At 62.0% G+C, this 18008-nt stretch carries 25 protein-coding genes; 2 read left to right on the top strand and 23 right to left on the bottom strand.

Annotation, left to right across the window (positions count from 1 at the left end; all coding sequences use genetic code 11):
- From rplF to rpsJ, 16 genes are all read right to left on the bottom strand, one after another.
- Nucleotides 1-537, bottom strand: coding sequence for a 50S ribosomal protein L6 (gene rplF, locus DOE79_RS16030; protein ID WP_066597607.1), 537 nt, complete (start codon nucleotides 535-537; stop codon nucleotides 1-3).
- 6 nt (nucleotides 538-543) lie between these two features.
- Nucleotides 544-942 (bottom strand): 30S ribosomal protein S8, encoded by a 399-nt coding sequence (gene rpsH / locus DOE79_RS16025; RefSeq protein WP_066597609.1) that lies wholly within the window; start codon nucleotides 940-942, stop codon nucleotides 544-546.
- Nucleotides 943-1047: 105 nt separating this feature from the next.
- Entirely contained in the window at nucleotides 1048-1635 is a 588-nt protein-coding gene (gene rplE, locus DOE79_RS16020) for a 50S ribosomal protein L5 (protein ID WP_120339360.1), read from the bottom strand.
- Nucleotides 1635-1994 (bottom strand): 50S ribosomal protein L24, encoded by a 360-nt coding sequence (rplX, locus tag DOE79_RS16015; protein ID WP_066597614.1) that lies wholly within the window; start codon nucleotides 1992-1994, stop codon nucleotides 1635-1637. The genes rplE and rplX overlap by 1 nt, the downstream gene beginning before the upstream one ends.
- A 3-nt stretch (nucleotides 1995-1997) precedes the next feature.
- Nucleotides 1998-2366 carry a 50S ribosomal protein L14 gene (gene rplN, locus DOE79_RS16010; protein WP_066597616.1) on the bottom strand — a complete coding sequence of 123 codons (369 nt, stop codon included), beginning with the start codon at nucleotides 2364-2366 and terminating at the stop codon, nucleotides 1998-2000.
- A 34-nt stretch (nucleotides 2367-2400) separates the two neighbouring features.
- Nucleotides 2401-2694, bottom strand: a complete 294-nt coding sequence (gene rpsQ, locus DOE79_RS16005; RefSeq protein ID WP_066597618.1) for a 30S ribosomal protein S17 — start codon at nucleotides 2692-2694, stop codon at nucleotides 2401-2403.
- Between the two features lie 2 nt (nucleotides 2695-2696).
- Nucleotides 2697-3035 carry a 50S ribosomal protein L29 gene (rpmC, locus tag DOE79_RS21070; protein ID WP_066597620.1) on the bottom strand — a complete coding sequence of 113 codons (339 nt, stop codon included), beginning with the start codon at nucleotides 3033-3035 and terminating at the stop codon, nucleotides 2697-2699.
- A complete protein-coding gene (gene rplP, locus DOE79_RS15995) occupies nucleotides 3035-3454 on the bottom strand; it encodes a 50S ribosomal protein L16 (protein ID WP_066597622.1) in 420 nt (139 codons plus the stop codon). The genes rpmC and rplP overlap by 1 nt, the downstream gene beginning before the upstream one ends.
- Nucleotides 3454-4218 carry a 30S ribosomal protein S3 gene (gene rpsC, locus DOE79_RS15990; RefSeq protein WP_066597624.1) on the bottom strand — a complete coding sequence of 255 codons (765 nt, stop codon included), beginning with the start codon at nucleotides 4216-4218 and terminating at the stop codon, nucleotides 3454-3456. Before rpsC ends, rplP begins: the two co-directional genes overlap by 1 nt.
- The gene (gene rplV, locus DOE79_RS15985; RefSeq protein WP_066597626.1) at nucleotides 4218-4583 is read right to left on the bottom strand and encodes a 50S ribosomal protein L22; all 366 of its coding nucleotides are present in this window, start codon (nucleotides 4581-4583) and stop codon (nucleotides 4218-4220) included. The genes rpsC and rplV overlap by 1 nt, the downstream gene beginning before the upstream one ends.
- Before the next feature lie 23 nt (nucleotides 4584-4606).
- Entirely contained in the window at nucleotides 4607-4888 is a 282-nt protein-coding gene (gene rpsS / locus DOE79_RS15980) for a 30S ribosomal protein S19 (RefSeq protein WP_066597628.1), read from the bottom strand.
- A gap of 9 nt (nucleotides 4889-4897) precedes the next feature.
- Nucleotides 4898-5737 (bottom strand): 50S ribosomal protein L2, encoded by an 840-nt coding sequence (gene rplB, locus DOE79_RS15975; RefSeq protein ID WP_110128309.1) that lies wholly within the window; start codon nucleotides 5735-5737, stop codon nucleotides 4898-4900.
- Between the two features lie 25 nt (nucleotides 5738-5762).
- Nucleotides 5763-6065 carry a 50S ribosomal protein L23 gene (rplW, locus tag DOE79_RS15970; RefSeq protein ID WP_066597633.1) on the bottom strand — a complete coding sequence of 101 codons (303 nt, stop codon included), beginning with the start codon at nucleotides 6063-6065 and terminating at the stop codon, nucleotides 5763-5765.
- Nucleotides 6065-6715, bottom strand: a complete 651-nt coding sequence (gene rplD / locus DOE79_RS15965; protein WP_120339359.1) for a 50S ribosomal protein L4 — start codon at nucleotides 6713-6715, stop codon at nucleotides 6065-6067. Before rplD ends, rplW begins: the two co-directional genes overlap by 1 nt.
- A 5-nt stretch (nucleotides 6716-6720) precedes the next feature.
- On the bottom strand, nucleotides 6721-7380 hold the full coding sequence (rplC, locus tag DOE79_RS15960) for a 50S ribosomal protein L3 (RefSeq protein ID WP_066597637.1): 660 nt from the start codon (nucleotides 7378-7380) through the stop codon (nucleotides 6721-6723).
- Between the two features lie 8 nt (nucleotides 7381-7388).
- Nucleotides 7389-7697 carry a 30S ribosomal protein S10 gene (gene rpsJ / locus DOE79_RS15955; RefSeq protein WP_035834607.1) on the bottom strand — a complete coding sequence of 103 codons (309 nt, stop codon included), beginning with the start codon at nucleotides 7695-7697 and terminating at the stop codon, nucleotides 7389-7391.
- Between the two features lie 531 nt (nucleotides 7698-8228).
- Between rpsJ and DOE79_RS20660 the strand changes: the two genes are divergently transcribed.
- A complete protein-coding gene (locus DOE79_RS20660) occupies nucleotides 8229-9179 on the top strand; it encodes a M23 family metallopeptidase (protein WP_162942804.1) in 951 nt (316 codons plus the stop codon).
- A 142-nt stretch (nucleotides 9180-9321) separates the two neighbouring features.
- Here the strand turns inward: DOE79_RS20660 and DOE79_RS15950 are convergent, their stop codons facing one another.
- The 3 genes from DOE79_RS15950 to DOE79_RS15945 form a co-directional block, all read right to left on the bottom strand.
- Nucleotides 9322-9546, bottom strand: coding sequence for an antitoxin (locus DOE79_RS15950; RefSeq protein WP_120339358.1), 225 nt, complete (start codon nucleotides 9544-9546; stop codon nucleotides 9322-9324).
- Between the two features lie 109 nt (nucleotides 9547-9655).
- Nucleotides 9656-9865, bottom strand: a complete 210-nt coding sequence (locus DOE79_RS21210; protein WP_484066189.1) for an Rv1352/Rv1906c domain-containing protein — start codon at nucleotides 9863-9865, stop codon at nucleotides 9656-9658.
- Between the two features lie 33 nt (nucleotides 9866-9898).
- Nucleotides 9899-11215: an excalibur calcium-binding domain-containing protein gene (locus DOE79_RS15945; RefSeq protein WP_120339357.1), complete on the bottom strand. Its 1317-nt coding sequence runs from the start codon at nucleotides 11213-11215 to the stop codon at nucleotides 9899-9901.
- A gap of 455 nt (nucleotides 11216-11670) precedes the next feature.
- Here DOE79_RS15945 and DOE79_RS15940 point away from each other — a divergent pair, with 455 nt between their 5' ends.
- Nucleotides 11671-12975 carry a hypothetical protein gene (locus DOE79_RS15940; protein WP_120339356.1) on the top strand — a complete coding sequence of 435 codons (1305 nt, stop codon included), beginning with the start codon at nucleotides 11671-11673 and terminating at the stop codon, nucleotides 12973-12975.
- 533 nt (nucleotides 12976-13508) lie between these two features.
- On the opposite strand, the gene tuf is transcribed toward DOE79_RS15940, so the two are convergent.
- The 4 genes from tuf to rpsL form a co-directional block, all read right to left on the bottom strand.
- Nucleotides 13509-14702, bottom strand: coding sequence for an elongation factor Tu (tuf, locus tag DOE79_RS15935; RefSeq protein ID WP_066597682.1), 1194 nt, complete (start codon nucleotides 14700-14702; stop codon nucleotides 13509-13511).
- Between the two features lie 126 nt (nucleotides 14703-14828).
- Nucleotides 14829-16943 (bottom strand): elongation factor G, encoded by a 2115-nt coding sequence (gene fusA, locus DOE79_RS15930; RefSeq protein ID WP_120339355.1) that lies wholly within the window; start codon nucleotides 16941-16943, stop codon nucleotides 14829-14831.
- Between the two features lie 120 nt (nucleotides 16944-17063).
- Complete coding sequence (gene rpsG, locus DOE79_RS15925) at nucleotides 17064-17534, bottom strand: 30S ribosomal protein S7 (protein WP_066597688.1); 471 nt, start codon at nucleotides 17532-17534, stop codon at nucleotides 17064-17066.
- The gene (gene rpsL / locus DOE79_RS15920; RefSeq protein ID WP_055811472.1) at nucleotides 17534-17908 is read right to left on the bottom strand and encodes a 30S ribosomal protein S12; all 375 of its coding nucleotides are present in this window, start codon (nucleotides 17906-17908) and stop codon (nucleotides 17534-17536) included. The genes rpsG and rpsL overlap by 1 nt, the downstream gene beginning before the upstream one ends.
- Nucleotides 17909-18008 lie beyond the last annotated feature (100 nt).

Raw genomic sequence — 18008 nt, 5'->3', positions numbered from 1 at the left:
TTACTTACCACTCTTTCCGGCCTTGCGGCGAACAATCTCGCCGGCGTAACGCACACCCTTGCCCTTGTAGGGCTCAGGCTTGCGAATCTTACGGATGTTTGCGGCAACCTCGCCGACGGCCTGCTTGTCGATACCGCTGACCGTGAGCTTGTTGACGCCCTCGACGGTCAGGGAGATACCAACGGGCGGCTCGATGAGGACCGGGTGCGAGAAGCCGAGGGCGAACTCAACGGAGGTGCCCTTCTGCGCGACGCGGTAACCGGTACCGACGATCTCGAGTCCCTTGGTGTAACCCACGGTGACGCCGATGATCTGGTTGGCGATCAGGGTACGGGTCAGTCCGTGCAGCGAACGCGAAGCGCGCTCGTCGTCGGGACGAGTGACCAGAACCTGGCCATCGACGATCTGAACCTCGATCGGGTTCGCGACGGTGAGCGCAAGCTCGCCCTTCGGACCCTTGACGCTAACGGCCTGGCCGTTAGCTTCGACCGTGACACCCGCGGGGATCTCGATCGGAAGTCTTCCAATACGTGACATTGTCGGCTACCACACGTAGGCGAGAACTTCTCCGCCTACGCCCTTCTTCTCAGCCTGGCGGTCGGTGAGCAGACCGCTGGAGGTGGACAGGATGGCAACGCCGAGGCCGCCGAGAACCGTGGGGATCTCAGTCGACTTTGCGTACACGCGCAGGCCGGGCTTGGAAACCCGCTTGATGCCGACGATGGAACGCTCGCGGTTGGGGCCGAACTTGAGGTTCAGCGTGAGGGTCTTTCCGACCTCTGCATCCTTGACATCCCAGGCAGAGATGTAACCCTGTGCCTTGAGGATGTCTGCGATGTGCGCCTTGAGCTTGCTGTGCGGCATCGACACTGTGTCGTGGTACGCCGAGTTAGCGTTGCGCAGTCTGGTCAGCATATCTGCGACCGGATCTGTCATTGTCATTTTGTGGTGCCTTTCTCGCCTGGTTTCGTTCACCCGTTACGCGGATGACGACCTGTGGTGGTGGAGGGGGCCGAACGGTTGTCCGGCCCCCGGGGGTGAAACTTTTTAGGAGTTCTCGGCCGTCTTGAACGGGAAGCCGAGCGCCTTGAGCAGCGCGCGACCCTCGTCGTTGTTCTTGGCGGTCGTCACAACAGTGATGTCCATACCGCGAACACGGTCGATCCGGTCCTGGTCGATCTCGTGGAACATAACCTGCTCCGTGAGGCCGAACGTGTAGTTGCCGGCGCCGTCGAACTGCTTGTCCGAGAGACCGCGGAAGTCGCGGATTCGGGGCAGTGCGAGGCTGAGCAGCCGGTCGAGGAACTCCCACATGCGGTCGCCACGAAGGGTGACGTGCGTGCCAATGGGCTGTCCTTCACGCAGTTTGAACTGCGCGATGGACTTGCGTGCCTTGGTGACCTGCGGCTTCTGGCCGGTGATCTTGGTGAGGTCGGCGACGGCGCCATCCATGATCTTGCCGTCGCGTGCTGCCTCGCCGACACCCATGTTGACGATGATCTTCGTCAGGTTGGGCACCTGGTGGACGTTGGTGAAGCCGAGTTCCGTGGCGAGCTGCTTGGAGATCTCGTCGCGGTACTTCTGCTTCAGACGCGGCAGGACGACGGGCTTTGCGTCGGTTGCGATGTCAGTCATTAGAGGTCCTTACCTGACTTCTTGGCGTAACGAACGCGGACCGTCTTGGTGACGCCGTCCTTCGTTACCTCTTCGAGGCGGAATCCGACCTTGGTCGGCTTCTTGGTCTCCGGGTCGACCAGCGCGACGTTGGAAGCGTGAATCGATGCTTCCACGGTCTCGATGCCGCCGGTCTTGGAGCCGCGCTGGGTCTGGCCGACACGAACGTGCTTCTTGACGAAGTTGATGCCTTCGACGAGAACACGGTTCTTCTCAACCTGTACCTCGAGCACACGACCCTGCTTGCCACGGTCTCCGCCGCGAGCCTGGGTGCGGCCGGTGATGACCTCTACGAGGTCACCCTTCTTGATTCTGGCCATGATTTAGATAACCTCCGGTGCCAACGAAATGATCTTCATGAACTTCTTGTCGCGGAGTTCGCGACCGACCGGTCCGAAGATACGGGTACCACGGGGGTCTCCGTCAGCCTTCAAGATCACTGCGGCGTTCTCATCGAACTTGATGTACGAGCCGTCTGGACGACGGGTCTGCTTTTTGACGCGAACGATGACGGCTTTGACGACGTCACCCTTCTTGACGTTGCCGCCCGGGATGGCGTCCTTGACGGTGGCGACGATGACGTCGCCCAGTCCGGCGTAACGACGGCCGGAGCCACCGAGAACACGGATCGTCAACAGGACCTTGGCACCGGTGTTGTCGGCAACTTTGAGTCGTGATTCTTGCTGAAGCACTTTCTAACTCCTTCTATCAAGTAAGCGCGAGCGCTTACTTGGCCTTCTCGAGAATCTCGACCAGGCGGAAGCGCTTGGTGGCGCTCAGCGGGCGAGTTTCACTGATCAGGACCAGGTCGCCGACGCCGGCGGTGTTCTCCGCGTCGTGAACCTTCAGCTTGGACGTACGGCGGATGACCTTGCCGTACAGGGGGTGCTTCACGCGGTCTTCGACCTCGACAACGATGGTCTTATCCATCTTGTCGCTGGTCACGTAACCACGCAGCGTCTTGCGGTAGCCGCGCACGAGAGCCTCGGCGGGGACGACCGTTTCGTCAGTCTTCGCCATGATTAGGCCTCCTTCGTCTCGACGGCGTCAGCCTCGGGAGCATCCGTGGATGCGTCCTTGGCCTTGGCCTTCTTGGTCGTCTTCTTCTCAGCCTTGGCCGGAGCCTCGACTGCGACGGGAGTGGCACGAATGCCCAGCTCGCGCTCACGGAGAACCGTGTAGATGCGTGCAATGTCCCGCTTGACCGCGCGGAGGCGGCCGTGGCTTTCGAGCTGGCCGGTGGCCGACTGGAAGCGCAGGTTGAACAGCTCTTCCTTGGCCTTCTTCAGCTCGTCGAACAGTCGTTCGTTTTCAAAGGTGTCGAGCTCGACTGAGGCGAGCTCCTTGGATCCGATCGCCATTATGCGTCGCCCTCCTCGCGCTTGATGATGCGTGCCTTGAGGGGCAGCTTGTGAATTGCGCGGGTGAGCGCTTCGCGAGCAACGGTGTCAGAGACACCGGAAAGCTCGAAGAGCACGCGGCCCGGCTTGACGTTCGCGACCCACCACTCGACGGAACCCTTACCGGAACCCATGCGGGTTTCGGCCGGCTTCTTGGTGAGCGGGCGGTCCGGGTAGATGTTGATCCAGACCTTGCCGCCACGCTTGATGTGACGCGTCATGGCGATACGAGCGGACTCGATCTGACGGTTGGTCACGTAAGCGGGGGTAAGGGCCTGAATGCCATACTCGCCGAACGAAACAGTGGTACCACCGGTTGCGTGGCCGGTACGGCCGGGGTGGTGCTGCTTACGGTGCTTGACTCTGCGGGGAATCAACATTATTTAGCCTCAACTCCTGCTGCAACCGGAGCCGCGCCTTCTGCGCGAGGCGCACGGCGGGGACGGTCGTCACGACGCTCGGGGCGGGACGACTTAGCGTTGGCCTGCTCACGAGCGAGTTCCTTGTTGGTGATGTCGCCCTTGTAGATCCAGACCTTCACGCCGATACGGCCGAAGGTGGTCTTGGCTTCGTAGAAGCCGTAGTCGATGTTCGCGCGCAGGGTGTGCAGCGGCACACGGCCTTCGCGGTAGAACTCCGAACGGCTCATCTCAGCGCCACCGAGACGACCGGACACCTGGATGCGAACACCCTTGGCGCCGGCGCGCTGGGCGCCCTGCAGGCCCTTGCGCATCGCGCGGCGGAAAGCCACACGAGCGGAGAGCTGCTCTGCGATGCCCTGCGCGACGAGCTGTGCATCCTGCTCGGGGTTCTTGACCTCGAGGATGTTCAGCTGGATCTGCTTGGCGGTGAGCTTTTCAAGGTCGGACCGGATGCGCTCTGCTTCCGCGCCGCGACGACCGATCACGATGCCCGGACGGGCGGTGTGAATGTCGACACGGACACGATCGCGGGTGCGCTCGATCTCGATGCGGGACACGCCGGCGCGGTCGAGGCTGGTGCTCAACAGGCGGCGGATCTTGACGTCTTCAGCGACGAAGTCGCTGTAACGCTGGCCCGGCTTCGTGCTGTCAGAGAACCAACGCGACACGTGGTCGGTCGTGATTCCCAGACGGAAGCCATACGGGTTTACTTTCTGACCCATTACTTCGTACCCTCCTCAGGAGTGGCGAGCACAACAGTGATGTGGCTCGTACGCTTCTTGATCTGGAATGCGCGACCCTGTGCGCGGGCCTGGAAACGCTTGAGGGTCGTGCCCTCATCGACGAATGCCTGGGAGATGAACAGATCCTGTTCGTCCAGGAACTCGTTCGCTGCATCTGCCTTGACCCGGGCGTTCGCGATGGCCGATTCGACCAGCTTGTACACGGGGTCGGACGCGCCCTGCGGCGCGAACTTCAGAATTCCCAGCGCTTCATGCGCCTGCTTGCCACGAATCAGGTTGACAACGCGACGGGCCTTCTGGGCGGTAACGCGGATGTGACGCACGCGTGCGATCGACTCCACCATTTCTCCTCCTTCACGTCACCGCGTTAGCGGCGACGACCCTTCTTGTCATCCTTCACGTGACCACGGAAGGTGCGGGTGGGGGCAAACTCGCCGAGCTTGTGTCCCACCATGCTCTCGGTGACGAACACCGGGATGTGCTTGCGACCGTCGTGAACCGCGATGGTGTGCCCGAGCATGTCGGGGATGATCATCGAACGGCGCGACCAGGTCTTGATTACGTTCTTGCTTGAGGCTTCATTCGCCTTGACAACCTTGCGAAGCAGGTGGTCGTCAACGAAGGGGCCCTTCTTAAGACTTCTTGGCATCGTCTACTCCTACTTACGCTTCTTGCCGACGGTACGGCGACGAACAATGAGCTTGTCGCTTTCCTTGTTCGGGTGGCGGGTGCGCCCTTCCTTCTGGCCCCAGGGGCTGACGGGGTGACGTCCACCGGACGTCTTACCCTCACCACCACCGTGCGGGTGGTCGACCGGGTTCATGGCAACACCACGAACGGTCGGGCGAACGCCTTTCCAGCGCATCCGGCCGGCCTTGCCCCAGTTGATGTTCGACTGCTCGGCGTTACCGACCTCACCGATCGTGGCGCGGCAGCGGGCGTCGACGTTACGGATTTCTCCGGACGGCAGGCGCAGCTGGGCGTAGATGCCATCCTTCGCGACCAGGCGAACCGACACTCCGGCGGAGCGGGCCAGCTTGGCGCCACCACCCGGACGGATCTCGATGGCGTGAATGATGGTACCGGTGGGGATGTTCTTCAGCGGCAGGTTGTTGCCGGGCTTGATGTCAGCACCGGCACCCGACTCGACGATGTCGCCCTGGTTCAGCTTGTTCGGCGCAATGATGTAGCGCTTGGAGCCGTCCAGGAAGTGCAGCAGCGCGATGCGCGCCGTGCGGTTGGGGTCGTACTCGATGTGAGCGACCTTGGCGTTGACGCCGTCCTTGTCGTTACGACGGAAGTCGATGACACGGTACTGGCGCTTGTGGCCACCACCGATGTGACGCGTCGTGATGCGACCCTGGTTGTTACGACCACCGGTCTTGGACAGCGGACGAAGCAGCGACTTCTCGGGCGTCGAACGGGTGATCTCTGCGAAGTCCGCAACAGATGAACCGCGACGACCGGGGGTCGTGGGCTTGTACTTACGAATAGCCATTTCTTATTCCTCTAGTCCTGGCCGCTTAGCCGACGGCCGTGAAGATGTCGATGGAACCGGACTTGAGCGTGACGATCGCACGCTTGGTGTCCTTGCGCTTGCCAAGACCGAACTTCGTACGGCGAGTCTTGCCGATGCGGTTCATGGTGTTGATCGAAGCAACCTCAACCTTGAAGATCTTCTCGATCGCCAGCTTGATTTCGGTCTTGTTCGAACGCGGGTCCACGATGAAGGTGTACTTGCCTTCGTCGATCAGGCCGTAGCTCTTCTCAGAGACGACCGGAGCGATGATGACGTCGCGGGGGTCCTTTTGAGTGGGGGTAGCCATTATGCGGACACCTCTTCCTTCTTGGTCTTGTGCGCCACGAACGCGTCAAACGCGCCCTTGGTGAAGACGATGTCGTCAGAGACGAGAACGTCATAGGCATTCAGCTGGTCCCAGGACAGCACGTGCACCGTCGGGAGGTTGCGGATGCTGCGGAGAGTCAGCTCGTCGGTGCGCTCGAGAACGACCAGCACGTGCTTGCTGCTGGCGATCTGGGTGAGCAGCGTGATGGCGCCCTTGGTGCTGGGCGTCTCGGCCGAGAACAGCGCGGTCACCACGTGCAGACGGTCGCCACGGGCGCGGTCAGAGAGTGAACCCTTGAGCGCGGCGGCAATCATCTTCTTCGGGGTGCGCTGGTCGTAGCTGCGCGGGGTCGGTCCGTGGACGATGCCACCACCGGTCATCTGAGGGGCGCGGATCGAGCCCTGACGAGCGCGACCGGTTCCCTTCTGCTTGAACGGCTTGCGGCCGGCGCCGGAAACTTCGCCGCGGCCCTTGACCTTGTGCGTACCCTGACGAGCGGCAGCGAGCTGCGCGACAACGACCTGGTGGATCAGCGGGATGTTGGTCTGGACGTCGAAGATCTCGGCGGGCAGCTCAACGGAGCCGGCCTTCTTGCCGGTGGCGTCGATGAGGTCGAGTGCGGTAGCCATAAGAACTACGCTCCCTTCACTGCGGTGCGGACGAATACGAGGCGGCCCTTGGCGCCGGGAACGGCACCCTTGACCAGGATGAGGCCCTTGTCGGCGTCGATCGCGTGAACCTTGAGGTTCAGCACGGTCACGCGCTCGCCACCCATACGACCGGCCATGCGCATGCCCTTGAAGACACGGCTGGGGGTCGAGGAGGCACCGATGGAACCGGGCTTGCGGTGGTTGCGGTGTGAACCGTGCGAAGCGGAAACACCCTTGAAGTTGTGACGCTTCATAACACCGGCGAAGCCCTTGCCCTTGGAGGTGCCCATGACGTCGACCTTGGTGCCAGCAACGAACACACCGTCAACGGTGAGCTCCTGGCCCAGGGTGTAGTCAGCGGCATCCGCGGTGCGGAGCTCGGTAACGTGACGGCGCGGCGTGACGCCGGCCTTCTCGAAGTGTCCTGCGGACGGCTTGTTCACCTTGCGGGGGTCGATGGCGCCAGAAGCAATCTGGACGCCGGCGTAGCCGTCGATGTCCTTCGTGCGGATCTGGGTGACGACGTTCGGCGCGATCTCGATGACGGTAACGGGAACAAGCTTGTTGTTCTCGTCCCACACCTGAGTCATGCCGAGCTTCTTGCCGAGGAGGCCCTTGGTGGTCTTGGTATCTGCGTACGACATCGCGGGCCCTAGAGCTTGATCTCGATGTTGACGTCGGCCGGGAGGTCGAGACGCATGAGCGAGTCGACGGCCTTCGGCGTCGGGTCAATGATGTCGATCAGACGCTTGTGGGTGCGCATTTCAAAGTGCTCCCGGCTGTCCTTGTACTTGTGAGGGGAACGGATGACACACACCACGTTCTTCTCGGTCGGAAGCGGCACGGGGCCGACGACGGTCGCGCCCGCACGGGTCACGGTGTCGACGATCTTGCGCGCCGAGATGTCGATGACCTCGTGGTCATACGACTTAAGTCGAATGCGGATCTTCTGTCCCGCCATGTCGAACTCTCTTTCTTGTCAAGGCTTCTTACATCCCGAGGGTTGCATTGGACGCCGTAGTAGCACTGCTGCTATCGCACCACTGTTCATCTGTCAATTTCGATCCAGCCGGGGATCCGACTCTCTCGACCCAACTCCCTCAGGCCAGGCCTGACGGATGACATGGTTTTACCCACGCATCCTGGAAGTTGATTTAAGCTTCGTTCTGCTACCCGCGGCCTAACTCCGACCCTCAAGGGGCGAGCTATGCACTGCCTGGTAGTGATTCCGGTCTCGCGAGCAGCGCGATCCGAAAGTGTTGAACTAGAAGAGTCTGCCACAGGAATAGGTCATTGTGCAACCCGGGCGTGTCGCGTTGGGCGTGTCGCTGAGATCCGCGTCATTCCGCGGAATATCTCCTCACTGAGCATCGCGAGACAAGCCCGCCGCACACCGTCGACGGAAAACCGATCAAGATGCGATCCGACCCTTGTATTCGCCGTCGCTCGCCCGATATGTTGACTGAACCAGAAGATGCGGGGGAGGCACTAGATGGAACAAGCTGATGCATCGAAAACGTCAGGGCCCACTGGCTCCGGGCCAGAGCTCGACGGACGTTCATCGAACGACGTACCACTGATTCCAGTGATCGAACGGCGACATTTCATGGCTGGTGGTGCGTTCGCACTGGCGATGGCGATGGCCGGGATTCCGTTGGCTCTCAGGCCGAGTCCGGCGAATGCCGCGGCAGGATCGCTTTACAATCCGTTCGACGGCTGGCCGATCTACGGCACATGGTGGCAGCACGGGTCATACTCGGCAGGCGGGATCGACTACCCGCTTCCGTACGGCACGTCGCTTCCGGCTCCAGGAGCGGGAACTCTCAGCATCAGCGGTGGATCAGGTGAGTTCGCTGCAGGATGGGTGGGCTCAGCCGGACGCCGTGCAGTGCTGCGCCTGGACACGCCCGTTGCGCGTCTCATCTCGCCAGAGCCGTATCCCCCGGAAGGGAGCGGAGATCTTGTGGCGGTCGTCTACCAGCACATGTCTGCCTTCTCCGCCGCCGGCCACTACTCCTCGGGCCAGGTCCTGGGTAAGTCAGGAGCGTCCGCTAACGGTGACGACTACGGCGGCGACACTCACCTGCACGTCCACGGCCTCACCGCGGGCGGCGCTCGCGTCGATTTTCTTAAATTCGTTGGAGGGGAAATCCCTTCACCTGGCCCCAGTTTCACTGAGGAAGAAGGAGAAATGGCTCAGTACTATCGAAATTCAGTAACAGGTGCTCTTGGTCGTTTTGGCGGCGGCGTCGTCATATTCGGCAGTGCTCAGGTATATGAGAAGCACCGCGAGATCGTGACCCTGTGGAATCAGAAGAACCCTAATTTCCAGCAGCCACTACCACCGTCGTCGACGAACGCGGCGAATTTCATCTCACTCGATGACTTCGGTTGGAATGTGCAGGTTGCGTCGCACGGAGGCGTTGTTTATCGCACCGGATAGTCCATCTGCAATTCAACCTACGAACGGCCAGGTCTCCACAGAGACCTGGCCGTTCGTCTGTCCGATCATCGTGACGGTCAGGCATCGCGCGGAGCAGACCTCCTCATGCGCTTTCGAGCCGTGGCGGGTCGTCCCGGCGCGGTTACTTGGCGCCAGGAGTCGAGGTGCTGCGCCCGGCGTCGCCGTCGGTACGACCCAGGTGCTTGTGGGCGGTGTCGCGGGCACTCTGGATCTTGTCGGCGTGCTTGTTGCCGGTGACCTTGTTGGCTGCGTCGGCTGCCCCGTCGAGGACCTTGTCGGAGATGCTCTCGCCCTTTTCCGTCTTGAGGAACTCCTGGGCCTTGCGGGTGATGTCATTGAGGTTCATGGGCGACTCCGTTCTGGGGGAAGAAAAGCGTGTTCCCAGCCTAGATCGCGCGTTGAGCAGGCTCAATGCCGCGGCCTCCGGCGAAGATGAACGTCGGATCAGGACGCCGCTACCCGCCGATCCTCTTCCACGTCCCACATCCGCTCGTCGAAAAGCCGGCAGCTGATGAGGTGATCGTGACTATCTGCGGGCCCTTACCGATTCCAGAGGCTCTGGTCTGCGTATACGAACCCGAGAACCCGGACAGGGTGGACCACCAGCAGTACGTGTTTCCGCCGTTGCTCGACCGGTAGGTGCCCGGCTTCTCATCCGTGCAGATACGCGGCGATCACATCTCGCGGCCCGGCAGCATTCACTTTTCGCAGGCGATGCCGTCTTTGTCGCCGTCCCGAGCGACGTTCAGCAAGTAAGCCGCGGAAGAGAAATACGGGGTGCCTTTGAACGGACGGTTCACGCCTGCGACGCGGTCATACGTCACACCGGCCTTAGCCAAGCCGTGCGCATAGGCGGCGTTCAACAGCGCGCAATTGGCATATGCGACACCGACGATCTTGCCCGTGCCGGCGGATGTCTTGGTGACAGCAGCGTAGGACGGCTTCGTACCGGTCACGCTGACGGTCAGCGACGCATCAACGTCAGTAGGTCGCACCAGGTAGGTGCGAGCGGTGGCACCTGCAATAGCCCTACCGGCGCGATTCCATTGGTAGCTGACCCCAGTCGGTCCAGGCGACCAGGTGCCCACGGCAACGGACAGTGTCTGGCCGACTCTTGCCGCCCCGGACACAGCGGGCACCGGCGTTTGCGTGAATGTGCCTCTCACCAACGCCGATGCTGCCGACGTTTTCGCAACCGTAGCGTACCCCGACTTCTTTCCTGTGACGGTGACCGTCAGAGACTTCGCCAGATCACCGGTGGCAAGCGCGTATGTCCTTCCGACGGCGCCGGGGATAGCCACTCCCCCGCGGGCCCATTGAAACGTGAACCCGTCAGGGACGGGCGACCACGAACCGGGATTTGCTGTCAGCGTGGAACCAACGAGCAGCTTCCCGGTAAGAGTGGGCGCGCCGGGGGTGATGGTGCCCTTCGCGACGGCCGCGGTTCTCGCGGACGTCCGTGTCACCGTCGTGTAGCCGTTCTTCGAAGCGGTGACGGCCACAGTAATGGCGGCCCCCAAGTCCGCCGGCACAAGGGTGTACGTCGCCAGCGTGGCGCGCGTGATGACGACCCCGTTGCGCATCCACCGATACGACAATGTCGTCCCGGGGATACTCGAGGGCGCCGATGCGATCAGCACATTGCCCACTGCAGCGGTGCCGGCGAGCTTAGGCTGAGCGAGGTCCATGGGAGAGACCACAGGCAGGGTTACCTTGCCCGTACCAAAAAAGTACGGTCCGGTCAGCATGCCGTGCTCGCTGGCGGGACCACCGTCGATAGAGGGCGAGTACAGGACGTCATAGGTTCCGGGGACCGCCGCGAACGTGAAGACCTTCGAGAAGTGGCCATTGCCGCTCACGTCAATGTAGTAGAAGCCGGTCGATTCATCGTTGCTGAGCGCGACATATCCTTGCGCGGGTGGGCCACCCAGCCTCTCGACGTTGAGCGCGTAGTCGAAGGACAATCGCACCGCGTAGCCACCGACAGTTTCGATGGAGGGATGGGTGATCACCACATCCGCCGTCTCCGCTGACGCAAAAGCCGGCTCTGCAGCGAGGGCTGACCCGAGTACGAGCGCAATTGCAGCTGTGATCGCTGTGACGTTCAACCGCCGACGACGCCGGAGAGAATCTGTCTTACCCACGGAATACCTCTTCTACGAGTGTGGAAGCCGGACGGACTCCGGACCGCCCGCGCCGAACGCGTGCGCCTCAGCGTATTGCAGGCTAGGCGGCGGAGGGGAGAGTAGACCTGCCCAGTTCGGGGGGGGTGGGTGAGCAGCTACAAGTACCAGTTCGATACCCCGGCTCTTCGCCCGAGAGCCGTCTGTGTCTCCGGCGGCTAATCGCCCCTATTCGGGGGCAGAACCCGAGAACGCGCGCCTGCTACTTTGCGGGTATCCGTCGCGCATAGCCAGTGCAGACATGGACAGACCGCGCGGCAAGCGCGAGAACATGGGGAAGATCTCGCATGCGCATCCAGACCTTCACCGCAGTCAGGCCTCGCGCAGTTGCGATGATGCTCTCCGCCGTTCTACTCACGGTTTTCCTGGTGACGTTGGGCACCCAGTCGGCGCATGCCGCAACCATGACCGAGAGCGAATCCAACGGATCAACGGCTAGTGCCGACGTGGTGCCGGTCGGCACAACCATCACCGGGTCCACATCGGTCGCCAACTCGTCGAGCGATAGCGACTACTACGCCGTCAACGTCCCGTCCGATAGCCGCCTCGGCGTCAACCTCAGATTCCCGACGGGTCTGGGCGCCGACACCGCCTACAACCTGACGGTGTATACCTCCGGCGGCAAGGTGCTGTACGACTTCGATATCGCCGGTGACCAGAACGACGGCACCTGGCTGAGCTCGCAAGCGACGTTCACGCCCAAGGGACTGCTCTACGTCCGGGTGCAGGGATACAGCGGCCGCCCCTCCTGGGGCAAGGCCTACCAACTCACCGTCAAGGCCACCCCGGGCATCGTCGAGACCGAATTCAACGACTCCACAGCAACTGCCGACGCCCTCCCCCTAGGCACTACCGTCACGGCCTCCACACTGCTGGGCAGTACCTCCGCGGACGGCGACTACTACGCCATCAACGTCCCGTCCGATGGCCGCCTCGGCATCAACCTCAGATTCCCGTCAGGGCTCGGCGCCGACACCGCCTACAACGTCACGGTATACACCTCCGCGGGCAAGGTCCTCTACGACTATCAGATCGCCGGCGACCAGAACGACGGCGCCTGGCTGAACTCGCAAGCGACGTTCACGCCCAAGGGACTGCTCTACGTCCGGGTGCAGGGATACAGCAGCCGCCCCTCCTGGGGCAAGGCCTACCAGCTCACCGTCAAAGCCACCCCGGGCATCGTCGAGACCGAATTCAACGACTCCACAGCAACCGCCGACACCCTCCCCCTAGGCACTACCGTCACGGCCTCCACACTGCTCGGCAGTTCCTCTTCCGACAGCGACTACTACGCCATCAACGTTGCCGCGGCCACCAACCTCGTCATCAACTTCACCTTCCCAGCCGGCCTCGGCAGCGAGAAAGCCTACGAGGTGAAGGTCTACAGCCCTGCTGGGAGTGCGCTCTACTCCTACACACTTATCGGCAATGGCGCGGGTGCGGCGAACGGAACTTGGCTCAGAGGACAGACCATCACGGTTCCCAAGGGCCGCATCTTCATTCGCGTTCTCGGCTACAGCAGTAGGCCCAGCTGGGGCCAGGCGTACACGCTGAGCGCTTCCTACGCTTGGGCCGCCGCCCCCCCAACCTAAAATCAGCGGCACCGCCAAGGTCGGCAAGACGATCACGGCGACGGCGGGCGCGTGGTCGCCCAAACCCTCCACGCTGACCTACCAATGGCTGCGAAATGGAAAGCCGATCGCCGGCGCGACCCAGTCGGCCTACACCGCGTCCGCCGCAGACGCCGGCACCATGCTCACCGTTACGACGACTGGCAAGAAGACCGGGTACAGCAAGGTCACCCGCACCAGCGCTGCGCTCGCGATCCCGAAGTAGATCAAGGCCACCTCCCGACGCCGAAGATATGCAGTCCCGCCATAGTCGGAACGCGCCGACGGCGAAACCCCACTCGTGGCCACCGGGTCCGCTGCGGTTCACCGCGGAGGGGCCCGTCACTGCGCGCAGTCGATGACTACTTCTGGAACCGGGAGGCCCAGGCTCCGGATAACGAGGATGGGCGCTTAACGACAACAGGGCCGGTCCCGAAGGACCGACCCTGTGATCTCGACAAGCTCGATCAGCGGGCTTGAGGCCCGATCACGAAGATGCCGTGGGTGTTACTGAATTACTTGAGAACCTTGATGACGGTTCCGGCGCCGACGGTGCGGCCACCTTCACGGATAGCGAAGCCGAGGCCCTCTTCCATGGCGATCGGCTGGATCAGCGCGACGGTCATTTCAACCGTGTCGCCGGGCATGACCATCTCGGTGCCCTCGGGCAGCGTGATGACGCCGGTGACGTCGGTGGTGCGGAAGTAGAACTGCGGGCGGTAGTTCGCGTAGAACGGGTTGTGACGCCCACCCTCATCCTTTGACAGGATGTACGCGGTGCCCTCGAAGTCGGTGTGCGGCGTAACCGAACCCGGCTTGACGACAACCTGGCCGCGCTCGACGTCTTCGCGCTTGGTGCCACGAAGAAGAAGACCACAGTTCTCGCCGGCCCATGCCTCGTCGAGCTGCTTGTGGAACATCTCGATACCAGTGACCGTGGTCTTGATGGTCGGGCGGATGCCGACAACCTCGACCTCGGAGTTGATCTTGAGGGTTCCACGCTCGGCGCGGCCGGTGACAACGGTTCCACGACCGGTGATCGTGAAGACGTCCTCGATCGGCATCAGGAAGGGCTTGTCCTTGTCGCGGACGGGCTCCGGGAAGTAGTCGTCCACTGCCTGCATGAGCTCGAGGATCTTTGCAACCCACTTGGGGTCACCCTCGAGCGCCTTGAGGGCGGAAACCTGAACGACGGGGGCGTTGTCGCCATCGAAGCCCTGGCTGGAGAGCAGTTCGCGAACCTCGAGCTCAACGAGCTCAAGGATCTCTTCGTCGTCGACAGCGTCGGACTTGTTCAGCGCGACGAGCAGGGACGGCACGCCGACCTGCTTGGCGAGCAGAACGTGCTCACGGGTCTGAGCCATCGGGCCGTCAGTAGCGGCAACCACGAGGATCGCGCCGTCCATCTGAGCAGCACCGGTGATCATGTTCTTGATGTAGTCAGCGTGGCCGGGAGCGTCAACGTGTGCGTAGTGACGCTTCTCGGTCTCGTACTCAACATGCGAGATGTTGATCGTGATGCCGCGCTGGCGTTCTTCCGGAGCAGAGTCGATCGACGCGAAGTCGCGCTGAACGTTGGTCTTGGACGGGTACGTGTCGGCAAGGACCTTGGAGATCGCTGCAGTCAGCGTGGTCTTTCCGTGGTCAACGTGACCGATCGTTCCGATGTTTACGTGCGGCTTGGTCCGCTCGAACTTGGCCTTGGCCACTGTGGGTCCTCCTCAGGACTCTCGGCTCCACCGGACGTTGGTTTACGCCCGGTGGAACTGCTGGATTTGTGTACTTATGTTACTCGGGCCAGGAGGCCTAAGCGATTCGGCCCGAAGGCCGGTGGGTTATTCGCCCTTGTTCTTCTGGATGATCTCGTCGGCAACAGCCTTCGGGACCTCCTGGTAGCTCTCGAAGGTCATCGAGTACACCGCGCGGCCAGAGGTCTTGGACCTCAGGTCGCCGATGTAACCGAACATCTCCGACAGCGGAACGTGAGCGCGAATAACCTTCACGCCCTGTGCGTCCTCCATGGTCTGGATCTGGCCACGACGAGAGTTGAGGTCACCGATGACGTCACCCATGTATTCCTCAGGGGTGCGCACCTCGACGGCCATCAACGGCTCGAGAAGAACGGGGTTTGCCTTACGAACGGCTTCCTTGAAGCCCATCGAACCGGCAATCTTGAACGCCATCTCCGAAGAGTCGACATCGTGAGCGGCGCCATCAAGCAGCAGCGCGCGCACGCCGACCATCGGGTACCCGGCGAGCACACCCACGTTGAGGGCATCCTGGATTCCGGCGTCAACCGAAGGGATGTACTCACGCGGGATACGTCCACCGGTGACCTTGTTCACGAACTCGTACGACTGGTCGGCAGTGATTTCAAGCGGCTCGATCGCGAACTGAATCTTCGCGAACTGGCCGGATCCACCGGTCTGCTTCTTGTGCGTGTAGTCGTGACGCTCGACGGCCTTCTTGATCGTCTCGCGGTAAGCAACCTGGGGCTTGCCGACGTTCGCCTCAACGTTGAATTCACGCTTCATGCGGTCGACGAGGATGTCCAGGTGAAGCTCGCCCATTCCCTTGATGACCGTCTGACCAGTTTCCTGGTTCTGCTCGGTACGGAAAGTGGGGTCTTCTTCGGCCAGCTTCTGGATCGCGAGACCCAGCTTTTCCTGGTCCTGCTTGGTCTTCGGCTCGATGGCAACCTCGATAACCGGGTCAGGGAACGTCATCGACTCGAGTACGACCTGCTGAGCAGGGTCGCACAGGGTGTCGCCGGTGGTCGTGTCCTTGAGGCCGATGACCGCGTAGATGTGACCAGCGGTAACGAAACCGACCGGGTTCTCCTTGTTGGCGTGCATCTGGAAGATCTTCCCGATGCGCTCCTTCTTGCCCTTGGTGGAGTTGATGATCTGGGCACCGGAGTCGATACGACCGGAGTACACCCGGATGTAGGTGAGACGACCGAAGAACGGGTGCACCGCGACCTTGAACGCCAGAGCCGCGAAGGGCTCGTCAGCGTTCGGGTGCAGCATGACGACCTTTTCTTCGTCGCGAGCGTCGTGCGCCTCGATGGCGGGAACGTCGAGCGGCGTCGGCAGGTAGTCGACAACGGCATCCAGCATCGGCTGCACACCACGGTTCTTGAACGCGGAACCGCAGAGGACCGGGTAGATCTCGCTGGCGACCGTGAGCTTGCGGATCGCGTGCTTGATCTCGGACACGGTGAGCTCTTCGCCGGAGAAGTACTTCTCCATGAGCTCGTCGTCGGTCTCGGCGACGGTCTCGAGGAGCAGCTTGCGGTACTCAGCAGCCTTCTCGACGAGGTCGGCGGGGATCTCTTCGATGGCGTACTTGGAGCCCATCTCGACGTCACCCTTGGAGTCGCCGCGCCAGGTCAGTGCACGCATCTCGACGAGGTCGACGACGCCTTCGAAGTTCGACTCTTCACCGATCGGCAGCTGGATGACCAGCGGCTTCGCGCCGAGGCGCTTGATGATGGTGTCGACGGTGTAGTAGAAGTCGGCGCCGAGCTTGTCCATCTTGTTGACGAAGCAAATGCGGGGCACGTCGTACTTGTCGGCCTGGCGCCAGACGGTCTCGGACTGGGGCTCAACGCCCTCCTTGCCGTCGAACACGGCGACAGCGCCGTCGAGAACGCGGAGCGAACGCTCCACCTCGACGGTGAAGTCCACGTGGCCGGGGGTGTCGATGATGTTGATCTGGTTGCCGGCCCAGAAGCACGTCGTTGCAGCGGACGTGATCGTGATGCCACGTTCCTGCTCCTGTGCCATCCAGTCCATCGTGGAGGCGCCATCGTGCGTCTCACCGATCTTGTGGTTCACACCCGTGTAGAACAGGATGCGCTCGGTCGTGGTGGTCTTGCCAGCATCAATGTGGGCCATGATGCCGATGTTGCGGACCTTGCTCAGGTCGGTGAGCACGTCAAGTGCCACGGGTGTCCTCCGGAAGTGTTGTGAAAGATGAGGTTGAACAGGCTTGCTGCAGGACCAGCCTGCACCGCCGGCCGAGCTTGTTGAGACGAGGTCTCGACAAGCTCGGCCAGCGAGTAGCGACTACCAGCGGTAGTGAGCGAAAGCCTTGTTCGCTTCAGCCATCTTGTGAGTGTCCTCACGACGCTTCACTGCGGCGCCGAGGCCGTTGGACGCGTCGAGGATCTCGTTGGTGAGACGCTCGGTCATGGTCTTCTCGCGACGCGCCTTGGCGTAGCTGGTCAACCAACGCAGCGCGAGGGTGTTCGCACGGTGCGGCTTGACTTCGACGGGCACCTGGTAGGTGGAACCACCGACGCGACGCGAACGCACCTCGAGGGTCGGGCGCACGTTGTCGAGGGCCTTCTTCAGCGTGACAACAGCATCCGCACCGTTCTTGGCAACAACGCCTTCGAGTGCATCGTAAACGATGCGCTCGGCGAGGCCCTTCTTGCCGTCGAGGAGGATCTTGTTGACCAGCTGGCTAACAATGGGGGCGCCGTATACCGGGTCAGCGATAACGGGACGCTTGGGCGCTGGGCCTTTACGAGGCATTACTTCTTCTCCATCTTGGCGCCGTAGCGGCTACGAGCCTGCTTGCGGTTCTTGACTGCCTGGGTGTCCAGGGCGCCACGAACGATCTTGTAACGAACACCGGGGAGGTCCTTAACACGACCGCCGCGAACGAGCACCATCGAGTGCTCCTGCAGGTTGTGGCCTTCACCGGGGATGTAGGCGGTGACCTCGGTACCGTTGGACAGCTTGACGCGAGCAACCTTGCGGAGAGCCGAGTTCGGCTTCTTCGGGGTGGTCGTGTACACGCGCGTGCAAACGCCGCGCTGCTGGGGGTTGGACTTCAGGGCGGGAGCCTTGGTCTTGGTGACCTTGGGGCTGCGTCCCTTTCGCACCAACTGCTGAATGGTGGGCACTAATAACTCCTTGTTTTTGCTGCACGGTGACAGCTGACTGATGTCAAAGCATTCGAATCGCACCTCACAGTGCTCATCGAGTTCATCTGGACCCTCCGGA

Origin of the sequence: Cryobacterium soli (genome assembly GCF_003611035.1) — a bacterium.
GTDB lineage: Bacteria > Actinomycetota > Actinomycetes > Actinomycetales > Microbacteriaceae > Cryobacterium > Cryobacterium soli.
The sequence above is the reverse complement of the archived record's forward strand: the minus strand, read 5'-3'. Positions and strand labels throughout refer to the sequence as shown.